This is a genomic window from Sulfurimonas sp. ST-25 (assembly GCF_048079205.1).
Lineage (GTDB): Bacteria > Campylobacterota > Campylobacteria > Campylobacterales > Sulfurimonadaceae > Thiomicrolovo > Thiomicrolovo sulfuroxydans.
The window spans coordinates 181,997-195,425 of record NZ_CP182225.1 but is presented as its reverse complement, the minus strand read 5'-3'; the positions used below and the strand labels follow the sequence as shown (position 1 = coordinate 195,425).

Here is a 13,429-nt window from a genome sequence, read left to right as displayed (position 1 = left end):
GATGGCGTTTGAACAGACAATGGATCGCAGAGCGTTTTTGAAACTGGGCGGGGCGGCGGCCCTGGCGGCCGCCCTTCCGAATACACTGTTCGGCAGTACAGCCGACGCGTATGAGAAAACGCTCTCTTTCTACAACATTCATACGGGTGAAAGCCTCAAAACCACTTTTTGGGCCGAAGGCAGTTTTATCCCGGAATCCCTCGTCGATATCAATAAGATCCTCAGGGACTACCGGACGGGCACGGAGATAGCAATGGACCCTGAACTTCTTGACCTGCTCTACGCCATCCGTACCAAACTCGACAGCAAAGAAGCCTTTCACATCATTTCAGGCTACCGCTCGCCGAAGACCAATGCCATGCTGCACAACAACACTTCCGGCGTCGCGAAAAAAAGCCTCCATATGCTTGGCAAAGCGATGGACATCAACCTGCCCGGTACGCAGCTCTCCATGCTCCGCAAAGCCGCCGTCAGTGAAAAAGTCGGCGGGGTCGGCTTTTATCCCGATTCCCACTTCGTCCACGTCGACAGCGGCCGCGTCCGCTACTGGTAACGTTCCCTACTGCCGCGAAAAGAGCGGCAGACAGAGCGTATAGAGTTTACACCCCACACAAAAGCCGCAGGCGGCTTCCAGCAACGCAAAAAGCGCCATGACAGTCATCAGCCATGTCGCAGCCTCAACGTAACCTCCCACCGCAAGCAGCAGGGCCGTGATGACGAAAACCAATCCGATCTTCGCCGCGAATTTCTTCGGCCCCGCATCTACCGGCTTCGCCGAGACAGGCAATCGTTTCACGACCGCCCGGCTTGTCAGGAAGAAAGGGCTCCCCTTCGGTGCCCCCAGAACGCGTATCGCGAAATCATACACCAGCAGCGCCAGCAGCCAGAACGAGCCGCTCCACAAAAATGCGGCGACAGCTATTACCACTAGAAACGCCTGCAGTCTTACCAGGTTCTCATCTATTTTTATCAGTGCCACGGGGCATGCAGCAGCCATGATATCTCCTTGGCAGATCCGTCGTTTTGCGGACCTTTTTCAATCTTTAGAGCGATCATATCAAAGAAAAATCATAATACACAAGTAAATATACTTTATTAATCAAGTATAGTATTAGCTTTCCGTTGCCTTTCTCTACTGCTCCAAGTACTACGTCATCCGTGCTATCGAATCTGACCGGAATGCTGCTGGCTTCCACGTTACCGCTATCGTTAAAAGGATGCTTTACCTGAAACCGCCTATACTGTTAAAAGCTATCCACCAAAGGATCCTCATGCGGTCATCTCTTTTACTCCTGCTGCTGTTATGCACGCTGCTACCGGCAGCTGCGACAGAGATCGCCAACGGTCAGACCGCCATGATCAGCCTCGCCGCCGATGACGATGCGAGGCTTTTCTACCGGGGGAAAGAGATCCCGCTGCTGCAGCATCCGGCCGATCCCGATCAACGCATTGCCCTTATTCCCGTCGGGTACCGCACGGCACCGGGAGAAAAGCAGTTGCACCGTCTCAGCCCGGAAGGGGACGAACTGATCCCTTTCCGCATCATTGACGGCAACTACCCCTCCGAAACCCTTCATGTCCAGCCCTCCAAGGTCAAACCGAATCCCGAACAGCAGAAACGCGTCTCGAGAGAGTACCGTGAGGCGATGGCGATCTACGGCCGCTTTACGCCGCAGCGCTTCTGGTCTACGCCCTTTGCCCTTCCGATGGAGAGCAACGTTACAAGTGTTTTCGGCACGGCAAGGCTCTTCAACGGCAGCCTCAGGAGCTTTCATTCCGGCACCGATTTCCGGGCCAAGCCCGGCTCCCCCGTCGCTGCCGTCAACGACGGCGTGGTCGTACTCGCCAAAGAGCGCTATTACGCCGGGAACTCCGTGCTTGTCGACCACGGGGAGGGGCTTTACAGCTGCTACTACCACCTCAGCCGTATCGACGTCAAGGTCGGCGACAGCGTCGCCAAAGGAGAACCGATCGGCCTCAGCGGCAGTACCGGCCGCGTGACCGGTCCGCATCTGCATTTTGCCGTGATGCTGCAGGGCGTCCAGGTCGACCCGATGCAGCTGCTCTCAACACTCAACGGTCTTTTCCGGGAGACCAAAACAGCGCAGCTAGATACGTCACGCGCAGCGGACACCGAATAACGCCCCTTCCGGCGAGACCACTGCCCGCATCCGCTCCGTGCAGAAATTCCCCTGCGCATTTTTTGCCCGGTAGACCATCTCCACGTGCAGACGCTCGCCTTCACGGCGATAGTACGTTTTGATATGGACAAAGCTCTCAGGGAAACGCAGCCGTTTGCGCAGATAACGTGTCAGCGCGATATGCGCACCGTCTCTGCGGCTGAACTGCCCCTCGATGCGTGCCTGCACCTCCTGAGATCGCTCTGCGCTCTGAAGCTTCGGCACGTCATCGCTGTTGCGCCGCGTGTCCTCCAGGCTCCTGCCGTCCGCCATAGTACCCGTCAATAGCATGAAACCGACGAGTGCACTTTTCACATAGTCCGAAACTGATTTCATTGATCGTTTCCATTGGGGATTTTCCCAATTGTAGATCGCAAAAGACAACGTATATCACATGGTGGGAATGTAGAAAAGGGGGAAACCGCTTCGTGCGAAGCGGCCTTTTTTGAAGAAAAGGTCGTGCTAGAACGTAGCGACGACCGCTTTGGTGATGAAGTAACCGCCGACAACAAGCCAGACGAACATCGCACCGGCGGCGTAGATCGGCTTGAGGCCGAGGCCTTTGAACTTCGCGAAACGCGTTCCCATACCGAGCGCCGTCATGGCCATCGTCAACAGGAACGTATCGATCTCGTTCACATAAGCGATCGTCGTAGTGATCAGCCCCGCGACCGCTTCGCTCACACCGCCGTGAACGTAGCCGTGGATCAGGGAGTTGACACCGGCCATCCCCACGAAGTAGACGGCAAACCAGGGGATGACGAGCTTGATCACACCGCCCTCGCCGCCGCTTTTCTTCGCAGCGTAGGAGAGGTAGATCCCCAACAGGATCAGCATCGGGGCGATCATGATAACGCGGGTCATTTTGACGATAACGGCCGCATCACTCGCCTCGGTGCCGTACGCACCGCCGACGGCGACGACCTGCGCAACCTCGTGGATCGTGCCGCCGACATAGATACCGAATTCGCGCGGCGTCATGTCGAAGACCCCTGCACTGTAGAGTGCCGGGTAGAGGAACATCGCGATCGTACCGAACAAGACGACCATGGAGACGGCGATCGCCGCTTTGTGCTCTTCGGCTTTGAGGACCGGCTCCGTCGCCAGGACCGCAGCCGCACCGCAGACAGAGGCGCCGGATGCCGTCAGCATAGCGGTATCGCGGTCAAGGCCGAAGATCTTGCTCCCGAGCCAAGTCCCGAGGATAAAGGTCGAGCCCAGCATGATCAGCGAGACCATAAACCCTTCGATACCGACCTCGGCGATCTGCTGGAAGGTAATACGGAAACCGTAAAAGACAATAGCGAAACGGAGGATTTTTTTACCGGAGAAGACAATCCCGCTCTCCCACGCTTCCGGGAAATGGTTATGCAGCGTGTTTGCGTAGAAGATACCGATCACGATACCCACAACCAAGGGAGATATCCCCAGTTTCGCTACCGGGGCCAGCGCCGCGATATAGGTGGCGGCGGCGGCGACGATCGCGACAAAGATGATACCGCTGATCGTCCCTTTGCGTTTCTCTTTGGAAAAAGCCATAAAAACCCTTTTGTCGGGCACACGCCGGCCAGGTAAAACCGGGGGGCCCAAGTATAATTGGGTGTAATTATACAGTTTTTAAGATGTTAAGAAAAATAAGGGAAAATTGATACTTGATTCAGCTTTTTTGAAAGAAAACCGGCGTCAGAACGCCAGTTCGTGCAGCTCTTTGAAGAGGAAGGCTTCGACGATGTCGTCGATGGAACGCTGCATATGCGCGACAAGGACCATCATCTGCTGTTCGATGAACTCCATCACCGGTTCAAAATCACCCGGCACGATAACGGCATCGGGCCACTCCTCCAGCGCCGTCTCCTTCTCCGCGAAAAAACGGACTTCGACGACCTGCCCCTCCTCCACGTCGACCAGACCCCAAGTCTTGGCCTCCGCGATCGGAACGAGGGAACCCTCCTGGGTATCCTCCCGGTCCATCGGCAGCAGCAGCTTCATCAGCAGACCGCCTTTTCAACCTTGGAGAGGTCCAGTTTCAGCGCATCGTTGTCCATCACGCCGACCCCTTTGTCCAGCACGCCCGACGCGATCGCCTTGGCTTCGTCCAAGGAGTGCATTTTACAGGTACCGCATTGGTAGAGGTTGAGTTCGGGGATATCTTCCTGGTGTTCGACACCGAGAACGTCCTTCATTGATGCTTCCCAGGCTTCGGCGACACGCACCTCCTCCGGCGTACCGATCACGCTCATGTAGAACCCGGTACGGCACCCCATCGGGGAGACATCGATGATCTCCACGTTGTTGCCGTTGAGGTGGTCGCGCATAAATCCGGCAAAGAGATGTTCGAGCGTATGGATCCCACGCTCGGGCATGATCTCCTCGTTCGGTTTGCAAAAGCGAAGGTCAAAGACCGTAATGGCATCCCCGCAGGGTGTCTTCATCCCTTTGGCCTTGCGCACTGCCGGCGCCGGCATGATGGTATGGTCGACTGTAAAACTGTCAAGCAGAGGCATATTTGTCCTTTAACATCGGATGAAAATTTTTCAAATGGTAGCGTTTGTGTATTGAAGGGGGCTTTAACGGATGGGGTTAATAGGGGGCGAAGCCGTGTCTTTTAGACACTGGCCTCTTCGCGGCGCTGGAGGTATTCCCAGTCGCGGTCGACACGAGCTTGCCACTCGTCGAGGACATGCTTGTTCTCCGGTTTGAAGAGGTGCTTGAAGCGCCCCTGCGCACCGAGATAGTCCTTGACCGGGATGACATTTTTCGGACGGTAGGTGATGTTGAGCTTCGTACCGCCGATGATCTCGTAGAGCGGGAAGACCAGGGAGTCCGTCGCCAGATCGGAGATCGCAATCGTATCTTCGGGAAGGAACTTCCACTCCGTCGTACAGGCGGACATGGCGTTGATGAAGACCGGGCCTTCGGTCGCGAAACCGGTTTGGATCTTCTTGACCATATCTTTCCACTTGTTCGGTGCAACCTGCGCAACGTACGGTGAGCCGTGCGCCGCCATGATTTGCATCATGTTTTTCTTGTGCATCTTCTCGCCGTAGCTGACGCGACCCGCCGGGGCTGTCGTTGTGCTCGCACCGATCGGTGTGGAAGAGGAGCGCTGTCCGCCGGTATTGGCGTAGACTTCGTTGTCGAGAACGACGTACATCATGTTATGACCGCGTTCGAAACAGCCGGAGATCCACTGGAAACCGATGTCGTAAGAGGCGCCGTCGCCGCCGAACGCAACGAATTTCGGCTCGCGGTCCGGCTGCTTCAGGCGCCCTTTGCGTTTGAGAGCCTTGTACATCGCCTCGGCACCCGCAACAGCCGTAGAGCCGTTCTCGAAGCCGATATGGATCCAGGAAGCGTCCCATGACGTATAGGGGTAAACCGCCGTACAAACTTCCAGACAGCCTGTCGATGCCGCAAGGATCAGGTCATCGTTCGTCGCGTTGAGAACTTCGCGGACGATGATAGAGTGCGCACACCCCGGACAGAGGAGGTTTGCCCCCTCGAAACGGTCCGCGGATGTTGAAAACTCTTTAAGGTTTTTAATCTTTTTCATTTCGCTCATATCTCTTCTCCTTAGTGGAAGCTGATCTTCGGTCCGCGGACCCCGATCAGCTGCTGCAGCGGTGTTGTCGGTTTTCCGGCTTCCGCGTTGGCAAGCAGTTCCGCGTAGATTTCACGCAGGTGGACTTTGGTGAGGTCACGGCCGCCGAGACCGTAGACGTAGTTCGTCAGGACTTTCGCTTCACCGCTGTTGATGACCGTACCGGCCAGTTCGTTGTACAGCATCCCGAAGGTACCGTTCGGTGAAGAGCGGTCGAGGGCACCGATCGCTTTGATCCCCTTGAGGGCCTCTGCGATCTGCGCGTGCGGCCACGGACGGACGACACGGATACCGATTACGCCGACTTTCTTGCCATCGGCACGCAGCTCATCGGCCACTTCGTACGCCGTTTCAACGGAAGTTCCCATACAGACGACAACCGCATCCGCATCTTCCGTCTTGTACGTTTCAACGATGTTATAGCGGCGGCCCGTCATTTTTTCGAACGCATCGAATGCAGCTTCGATCTTCGGGAAGACCTTCGTCATCAGGTCATTGTGCTGGCGCGCTTTGTGCTCGAAGTGCCAGTCCTCTTCGGTCTGGACACCGTGCGTGACCGGGTGATCGAGGTCGAGCATATCGTTCATCGGCTTGAATTCGCCGACGAAGTTATAAGCAGTGTCATCGTCCATTGTTTTGACACCCTGCGCCGTATGCGACGTCAGGAAGCCGTCCTGGTGGACCATTGCCGGCAGGCGGATCTCATGGTCTTCCGCGACGCGGAAAGCAATGAAGTTGAGGTCATAGGCGTGCTGCGGGTTATACGCATCGAACTGAATCCAGCCGCTGTCGCGTCCGAGGTACATATCGGAGTGGTCGCCGTTGACGTTCAACGGTGCAGCCAGGGCACGGTTGACGACATTCAGGATAATCGGCAGACGCATACCGGATGCTTGGTAAAGGGTCTCGACCATCAGGGCAAAGCCCTGGGAAGAGGTCGCCGTTGCGACACGGCCGCCCGCTGCGGCAGCACCGATACAGCCGGACATCGCCGCGTGCTCGGACTCGACCATGACGAACTCGCCGTCGATGTAGCCGTTTGCCAGATAGTTACCGTAGTTCTCGACAATCGGGGTCGAAGGGGTGATCGGGTACGCCGCGACGACGTCGATCTGTACCTGGCGCAGTGCCTGGCTGGCGGCCATGTTACCGTCCCAGACCTCGACGTCGCGCAGTTCCATTTTATCTGCCATTAGTTCTCCTTCTTCTCTTTTTCCGGCCAGCCGGCAAGTGCTTTGTCTTCATCTTCCTGCTCGGCAAACATCAGCAGGGATTTCGGGTTCGTCGGGCATACCTCGACACAGATACCGCAGCCTTTGCAGTGATCGTAGTCGACGCCGACCATCTTCTTGTCCCGGGAAATAATGGAGATATCCGGGCAGTAGATCCAACAGAACTGACAGTCGATACAGTAGTCCTTGTTAAAGATCGGTTTTTCGATACGCCAGTCTGCGACACTCGCCGTAAAGGAGTTCGATTTGGAGTAGGGGCGGTCTTCCTGAAGCGTCGTAGCGACATCATTGACCGCACCGTCGAACGAGCGCAGCATTGCGCCGATTTCAAAATCGTTCCATCCGTTGTTCATCTGCTCTCCTTATTTCACTTCGTCGTAGGCACGCTGGATCGCGTCCATGTTCGCATCAACGATTTTCGGCGGCAGCTTGGCAAGAATGCGTTTCATACTGTCCTTGAAAAACTCAATGTCGTACATGCCGGAAATCTTCATGAAAGCACCGAGCATCGGTGTATTCGGAATCGCACGGCCGATCGTCTCCTGAGCGATCTTGATACAGTCGACAGTGTAAACTTTTTTCCCGTCGAGCTTGGGCTGGGATGCCACCAGGTCTTCCGTGCTCATATGGGTTGTAATGATGTAGACCGTCTCCGGCTTGTCGTTGATTGTCACGTCTGTCGTATAGACCAATGCCGGGTCGATAACGAAGACGAAATCGGGGTTCATATATTTTTCATGATTAAGAATTTCATGGTCGTCAACGCGGTTATAGGCGGTCATAGCCGCCCCGCGCTTCGCAGAGCCATAAAAGGCGAAGGCCTGTACATGCTTTCCGGTCGTGGAAACAACATCCGCCAGTCCTTTGGCGCCGGTTACAGCACCTTGTCCCGCACGGCTGTGCCATCTGATTTCGAGCATGGTTTCTCCTCGGGTAAATTTAAGAACAGTATATGCATAATACTACTAACTTATGATGACTATTCTCAGATATCGGGTATTCTAAACCAGTTGCTCTTAAATACAGCTTTTCATTTTTGAAGAGAAAAAAAGGGTGTCAAAACGTTACGTTTCTCCCCTTGTTTGCGATGTATCGGACCGCTTCGAGGGCATTTTTTTCTATAAACGGTGTTAATAAGCGTAATTGCTCTTCGTTATCATATCCGCTTAAAACACCGACGCAACTCACCCCGGCCCGGCGTGCCGCTTCCGCATCCAGACGGGTGTCTCCGATGAGCCAACTGCGGGCCGGATCGCCCCCCATCCGCTCCAGTGCCGTCAACACTGGTTCGGGGTGCGGTTTGGCGTGGGTCACGTCCTCCCGGCCGATCAGCACCTCGAAGGCATCCATCACCCCGAAATGTTCCATCAGCTCCCGGGAGTAGAGCCCGGTCTTCGTCGTGACGATCCCCAGCCGCGCGACGGCCGAAGCGGCTTCGATCGCTTCGCGCGCCTGCGGCAGCAGCACCGTTTTAAGCGTCGAGATGCGGCGGTAGTGCTCTTTGTAGGTCCGGACATACGCTTCTACCGCCTCGGGGGCGATCCCGACGCGCAGGTACATGTCGTCCAGTGTATGCCCGATCAGCGCCTTGATCTCGGCGTCTGAAGGGTGCTCGCCCCCCAGGACCTCAAAAGTGCGGTGAAAGCTCTCGAGGATCGCTTCGGTCGAATCGATCAGCGTACCGTCCAGGTCAAAAAGAATCGTCATCATTCACTCCGGTGCCATTTCCCAATCGATGTAGTTGTGCCAGATTCCCTCCAGCGCCGGCTCGATCGGATGGATCCGTCTGTCGACCACGATAATCTCGTCGGGAATGTAGAGGAAGAGGTAGGGATCGTCATCGGTGATCAGTTTGAACATCCCCTGCCAGATCGTTGAAAGCCGGTCCCGCTCCACCGTCTGCTGCATCCGTTCGATCAGGCTGTCCACTTCACGGTTGTGGTAACCGATAAAGTTGAAGGCGCCAGGCTTGTCGTTATCGGAGTGCCACAGCAGGTAGGGGTCGGGGGTCAGGGAGAGCGCCCACCCCAGCAGGACCGTCTCGAACTCCCGCGGGAAGACGACCATGTTCAAAAAGGCCTGCCACTCCATAATGCGCAGCGTCACCTTGACCCCGATCTTGGAGAGCTGGTGCTGGATGATCTCGGCCGCGTAGGGGCGGACCGGGGTGGCGTTGGAGGTCGCGATTTCGAAGGTGAGCGGATGGGCGTCGTCATAGCCCGCCGCTTTGAGCAGTGCTTTGGCCGCTTCAAGGTCCGGCTGCGGAATGGGCACTTCGGGATTATAGGCGGGGCCGCCGGGCAGGAAAGGGCCCGTACAGACCCTGCCGTGTCCCATAAAGAGGATATCGACCATCGCCTGCCGGTCAATGGCCAGGGAGAGCGCCCGGCGTACCCGCGGGTCCTTGAACTTCTTCAGCCGAAGGTTGAACCCCAGGTAGGTATAGCTGTGCGAGATCTCTTCGATGGGTCGGAACTGCTTGAAAAAAGCCGCGTTCAGCTGCCGCTCGTACTGCATCGCCTCAAGCCCGCTCAGATCGATCTGGCCCGCCTTGAGCATCAAAAAACGCGTTGTCGGGTCGGGAATGACGTGAAAAGCGATGCGGTCGATCTTCGGACGGTGCTCAAAATAATCATCGAATGCCGTCAGTTCGATCTGCTTTGAAAACTCAAGCTTGCTCAGGCGGTACGGCCCCGTACCGACCGGGTTCAGATTGAACGCGCTACTCATAAGATTCTTCTCATCCTTGAGCAGGTGCGCGGGCAGAATCCCCATCATCCAGGTCTCCAGCGCTTTGAAATAGGGCTGTTTGTAACGCACCTTCACCGTATAGGCATCGGGCGCCGTGACCGACTCCACCATCCGGAAGGTCGAGGTGTAGGGGGAGACAACGGAGGGATCGTTGATAATGTTGTAGGTAAAAACGACATCCTCGGAACTGAAAGGGGCGCCGTCCTGCCACTTGACGCCGCGTCGCAGTTTGAAAACGACGGTACGGTTATCCTCGAAACGGTAGGATTCGGCGAGATCGCCGATGATCTCCTTGCCGTCTTTATCAAACTTCACCAGGCCGTTGAAGATAAAGCCGGCGATCTCGCTGCTGGCCGTATCCGTCGCAATGATCGGGTTCAGGCGTGCGGGGTTGGAAGAGGTCGCCAGGTGCAGGGTCGACGCGGCCAGGTACAGCGGTAAGATCAGCAGGTAAAAAATGCGCATGGCGCCATTGTACAGAAGCGGAGATTAGAACAAGGGGTGCTGCCCCCCGAAAGGAGGCGAATCAGGCTTAGTTCGCCTCGATGGAGCGGTCGAAAAGCTCCTGGACGGGACGTTCGTTGTCCACGTAGTATTTGCGGAACGCGTCGATCTGATCCTTGGAGGCCTCGACCGGCGTCTTCAGCAGGTACCACTGTACGTTCTCCGAACACGGCGGCGTCGTCAGGGAGCCGATGTAGTGGAAGTAGTGCGCGGTATCGGATGGCAGCAGATCCTGAGGGTCGATACGGGCTTCGCGGCCGACGTTGCCGACGATGTTGTCAAGCATCGGGTTGTTCTTGCCCTCGGTGAAGAAGACGGCGACCACGGCCAGCTGCTTCGTTTCCGGGTTCTGGTGGACCATGTGCGCGACCATGTCGTAACGCTTGCCGTCGACGGTGTGCTCGCTCTTGCCGTGGAAGTGGAACTGCAGCAGACGGAATTTTTCGCCGTTAAGCTCAATCATTCCCCCGGCTTTCGGCGTGACCTTGATGGAGTGGCCGTTGTCGATGATATCCGCCGTCGTATGGATATCCTCATCCAGGTGGAGCACATACTGCGGGTTCAGAGCGATGGACTTGCCCGGAACGATGTTGATCGGGGACTGGTGATGTCCGATGCCGCAGGTCTTGCTGAACTCTTCCCAGTGGGCCGGACCGTTTTCCGCGTAGTCCCAGTGCGCTTCGTGGTGCGCTTTCGATTCATGTTCCGCCGCAGAGGAGGCCGTAGCGATCAGTGCCGCCGCGACCAGGGATTGTGCCAATGTTTTGAGTGTCATTTCTTCTCCTTTTTATGATGACGTTAGAAGGTGTAGTTCGCGATCACGCGGTATTGGGTGAGGCTGTCGAGCTGACTGACGGTGCCGTCCTTGGATGCCCCGGTGTTGTTGCTGACCCAGATCCCCTTGAGCGCCAGTGAAAAGGCGTCACGCTTGTAAGCCAGCACAGCGTTGATGTCCTGCTGGTCCTTGTCATACCCGGGGCGGTTGTTACTGAACTGCGCCCAGCTGACCGTCGCCTTGAAACCGCTGATGCCCGTAAAGTCGAATCCCTGCGCATAAGCGAGTTTGATCCCCTGGGTACCGCCGATATAGGCGCTGTCGGCCTGAAACGCACTGCCGTAGAGCGACTGGAAGAGGTCATTTGACGTGATCATGTTCGTAAAGAGCGGCGTACCGTCCCAGGGAAGCACGAGCGAGTCATGGTCGCTCGCACTGCGAAGTACTTTCGTGTAGGCGGCAAAGAGGCTCCCCTCGTGGTGGGAGAGCGTCGCCTTGAAGCCGAAGGCGTTGCTGTTCAGCTTCTTTCCGCCGGTAATAGACGTGTTGCTCTCAAGGTTGTCCGCGGCGTTCCCGATGCTCTGCTGGTTGATGTACTGCGCCCCCACGTTCAGGAGCGCCCCGCTCGTTCCCAGCGCATGCGTATAGCCCGCGCCGACGTAGAGGGCATTCATAAAGTCGGGACTGCAGTAGTCATACGCCTCCAGCTTCGCGCCGTAGCCGCTGTAGACGATGCTGACGGGGGCCACGTAACCGGCAGTGTGCCCTGTTACCGTCTCGGTGTCCGCACCGAGGGCGTGTTCGATGATATTGACGAAGTCATTGGAGGTGCGCTGTTTGAAACGGTCGAGGTAGCCGATGCTGAGCGTCGCTCCGCCCAGCGTTGCCGCGGCCATCCCCCCCTGGACCGTGGAGGGAAGCAGCCGGACCTCCTTGGTATGAATGAGCGGTGTCTCATATTTTTTACGGCCGTACCAGAGGGTCATCGGCCCGCGGCTGTACTGCAGGTAGGCCTCCCCCAGGACGGAGAAGCCCTGCGTCGGGTCCGCCACACCGCGCACACCGTTGTCCTTGCCGATAATGGAGGTATCGACCACATTGGGAAGCGCAAAGGGGTTGGTCGTCATGAAGGTCGCCCCCATCTTCAGACCATGCAGCTCCGCCGTTTCGTAACCGAGTTCCCCGCCGATCGTGTTGGCGTGGGCCGAAGAGGTCGTGCCTGCGCCGTTATCCTTATCCGTCTCAATGTAGTAGTACCGGATATTGCCGTATGCCTTTCCGTCCGCGAACCACGCCGCGACAGTGTTGTCTGCCGCCATCAGCGACGCCGAAAGGGCCATCATGCCACTTATTAGATATTTCAATACCCAACCCTTGAAAAAAAAGTGCGCAGATTCTAACGAAACGGGTAAAGAAAGAAAAATAAATAAAGTTGAATGTTTTGTGAAAGAAAGATAAAGAAAGTGAATATCTGCCCCGAAGGGAGCAGAAAAAGCGTTAACGCTTGGAGAACTGCGGTGAACGGCGTGCTTTGCGTTTACCCGGTTTCTTACGTTCGACGACGCGGGAGTCACGTGTCATCATACCCGCCGGTTTGAGGACCGCGCGGAATGTCTCGTCGTACTTGACGAGGGCACGGGAGATCCCGTGGCGAAGCGCGTCAGCCTGACCGCCGAAACCGCCGCCGAGTGTTGTAGCGACGATATCAACGGAGCTGTCCTGCTTTGTCATTGCCAGCGGCTGCTTGACACGCAGTTTTTTTGCTTCGAGACCGCCCAGCCAGGCATCAAGGGAGAGACCGTTTACGGTAATCTTGCCCGTACCCGGCGTCAGCCATACTTTTGCGATGGAAGACTTGCGGCGTCCAGTTGCGTATGTTTTTGCCATGATTCAGTATCCTTACTTAGCGATCTGTGCAGTGTGAGGGTGTTCCTCGCCTGCATAGACTTTGAGTTTTTTCAGCATTGCACGGCCGAGCTTCGTTTTCGGAAGCATACCGCGTGTAGCCAGCTTGTAGAGTTTTTCCGGGTTCTTCTCGAGAAGCTCGGTCATCTTGACGCTCTTTGTGCTACCGAAGTAACCGCTGTGCGTGAAATACTCTTTGTTTGCGACTTTGCCCGCACCGTTGAACTTCGCTTTGGAAGCGTTGATGATGACGACGAAGTCGCCGCAGTCAACGTTCGGTGTGAAATATGGCTTGTCTTTACCGCGGAGGCGCGTCGCGACTTCCGTGATCAGACGGCCGAATGTTTTGCCTTCAGCATCGATCAGCACCCAGTTGCGCTCGATCTGCTCAGGCGATGCAATTTTCGTAAATTTCATCTTGCGACCCTTAGTGAATATAAAAGTGCGAAAGTATATCCGTTTAAACTTATAATTTACTGAA

The 13,429-nt window shown here is 56.2% G+C and carries 17 protein-coding genes; 2 read left to right on the top strand and 15 right to left on the bottom strand.

The genetic code is table 11. From position 1 onward, the window contains the following. The first annotated feature begins 1 nt into the window (after position 1). Positions 2 to 553 carry a DUF882 domain-containing protein gene (locus ACM66T_RS01035; RefSeq protein ID WP_231019765.1) on the top strand — a complete coding sequence of 184 codons (552 nt, stop codon included), beginning with the start codon at positions 2 to 4 and terminating at the stop codon, positions 551 to 553. A gap of 6 nt (positions 554 to 559) precedes the next feature. Here the strand turns inward: ACM66T_RS01035 and ACM66T_RS01030 are convergent, their stop codons facing one another. Further along, complete coding sequence (locus ACM66T_RS01030; protein ID WP_231019763.1) at positions 560 to 997, bottom strand: DUF4395 domain-containing protein; 438 nt, start codon at positions 995 to 997, stop codon at positions 560 to 562. A gap of 274 nt (positions 998 to 1,271) precedes the next feature. Here ACM66T_RS01030 and ACM66T_RS01025 point away from each other — a divergent pair, with 274 nt between their 5' ends. Next, positions 1,272 to 2,141, top strand: a complete 870-nt coding sequence (locus ACM66T_RS01025; RefSeq protein WP_231019761.1) for a M23 family metallopeptidase — start codon at positions 1,272 to 1,274, stop codon at positions 2,139 to 2,141. Here the strand turns inward: ACM66T_RS01025 and ACM66T_RS01020 are convergent. The 14 genes from ACM66T_RS01020 to rplM all read right to left on the bottom strand — a co-directional run bounded on the left by ACM66T_RS01020 (position 2,118) and on the right by rplM (position 13,365). Then, positions 2,118 to 2,516, bottom strand: a complete 399-nt coding sequence (locus ACM66T_RS01020) for a hypothetical protein (protein ID WP_231019759.1) — start codon at positions 2,514 to 2,516, stop codon at positions 2,118 to 2,120. The two genes, ACM66T_RS01025 and ACM66T_RS01020, sit on opposite strands and share 24 nt — an antisense overlap. A 126-nt stretch (positions 2,517 to 2,642) precedes the next feature. Further along, entirely contained in the window at positions 2,643 to 3,719 is a 1,077-nt protein-coding gene (locus tag ACM66T_RS01015) for a YeiH family protein (protein ID WP_231019757.1), read from the bottom strand. Between the two features lie 144 nt (positions 3,720 to 3,863). Further along, positions 3,864 to 4,169: a hypothetical protein gene (locus ACM66T_RS01010; RefSeq protein WP_231019755.1), complete on the bottom strand. Its 306-nt coding sequence runs from the start codon at positions 4,167 to 4,169 to the stop codon at positions 3,864 to 3,866. Next, positions 4,169 to 4,684, bottom strand: a complete 516-nt coding sequence (luxS, locus tag ACM66T_RS01005) for an S-ribosylhomocysteine lyase (RefSeq protein WP_231019753.1) — start codon at positions 4,682 to 4,684, stop codon at positions 4,169 to 4,171. Before luxS ends, ACM66T_RS01010 begins: the two co-directional genes overlap by 1 nt. Positions 4,685 to 4,785: 101 nt before the next feature. After that, positions 4,786 to 5,742: a thiamine pyrophosphate-dependent enzyme gene (locus ACM66T_RS01000; protein WP_231019751.1), complete on the bottom strand. Its 957-nt coding sequence runs from the start codon at positions 5,740 to 5,742 to the stop codon at positions 4,786 to 4,788. 11 nt (positions 5,743 to 5,753) lie between these two features. Continuing rightward, on the bottom strand, positions 5,754 to 6,974 hold the full coding sequence (locus ACM66T_RS00995; protein ID WP_416768686.1) for a 2-oxoacid:ferredoxin oxidoreductase subunit alpha: 1,221 nt from the start codon (positions 6,972 to 6,974) through the stop codon (positions 5,754 to 5,756). Further along, the gene (locus ACM66T_RS00990) at positions 6,974 to 7,366 is read right to left on the bottom strand and encodes a 4Fe-4S dicluster-binding protein (protein WP_231019748.1); all 393 of its coding nucleotides are present in this window, start codon (positions 7,364 to 7,366) and stop codon (positions 6,974 to 6,976) included. Before ACM66T_RS00990 ends, ACM66T_RS00995 begins: the two co-directional genes overlap by 1 nt. A gap of 9 nt (positions 7,367 to 7,375) precedes the next feature. Beyond that, positions 7,376 to 7,933, bottom strand: a complete 558-nt coding sequence (locus ACM66T_RS00985) for a pyruvate flavodoxin oxidoreductase subunit gamma (protein ID WP_231019746.1) — start codon at positions 7,931 to 7,933, stop codon at positions 7,376 to 7,378. 136 nt (positions 7,934 to 8,069) lie between these two features. Further along, positions 8,070 to 8,720 carry an HAD family hydrolase gene (locus tag ACM66T_RS00980; protein WP_231019745.1) on the bottom strand — a complete coding sequence of 217 codons (651 nt, stop codon included), beginning with the start codon at positions 8,718 to 8,720 and terminating at the stop codon, positions 8,070 to 8,072. Positions 8,721 to 8,723: 3 nt separating this feature from the next. Beyond that, positions 8,724 to 10,229, bottom strand: coding sequence for a peptide-binding protein (locus ACM66T_RS00975; RefSeq protein ID WP_231019743.1), 1,506 nt, complete (start codon positions 10,227 to 10,229; stop codon positions 8,724 to 8,726). 67 nt (positions 10,230 to 10,296) lie between these two features. After that, positions 10,297 to 11,043: a carbonic anhydrase gene (locus tag ACM66T_RS00970; protein WP_231019741.1), complete on the bottom strand. Its 747-nt coding sequence runs from the start codon at positions 11,041 to 11,043 to the stop codon at positions 10,297 to 10,299. Positions 11,044 to 11,066: 23 nt separating this feature from the next. Continuing rightward, the gene (locus tag ACM66T_RS00965; protein WP_231019739.1) at positions 11,067 to 12,386 is read right to left on the bottom strand and encodes an OprD family outer membrane porin; all 1,320 of its coding nucleotides are present in this window, start codon (positions 12,384 to 12,386) and stop codon (positions 11,067 to 11,069) included. Between the two features lie 154 nt (positions 12,387 to 12,540). Then, on the bottom strand, positions 12,541 to 12,930 hold the full coding sequence (gene rpsI, locus ACM66T_RS00960; RefSeq protein ID WP_231019738.1) for a 30S ribosomal protein S9: 390 nt from the start codon (positions 12,928 to 12,930) through the stop codon (positions 12,541 to 12,543). Positions 12,931 to 12,942: 12 nt separating this feature from the next. Continuing rightward, entirely contained in the window at positions 12,943 to 13,365 is a 423-nt protein-coding gene (gene rplM / locus ACM66T_RS00955) for a 50S ribosomal protein L13 (RefSeq protein WP_231019735.1), read from the bottom strand. Between the last annotated feature and the right edge of the window lie 64 nt (positions 13,366 to 13,429).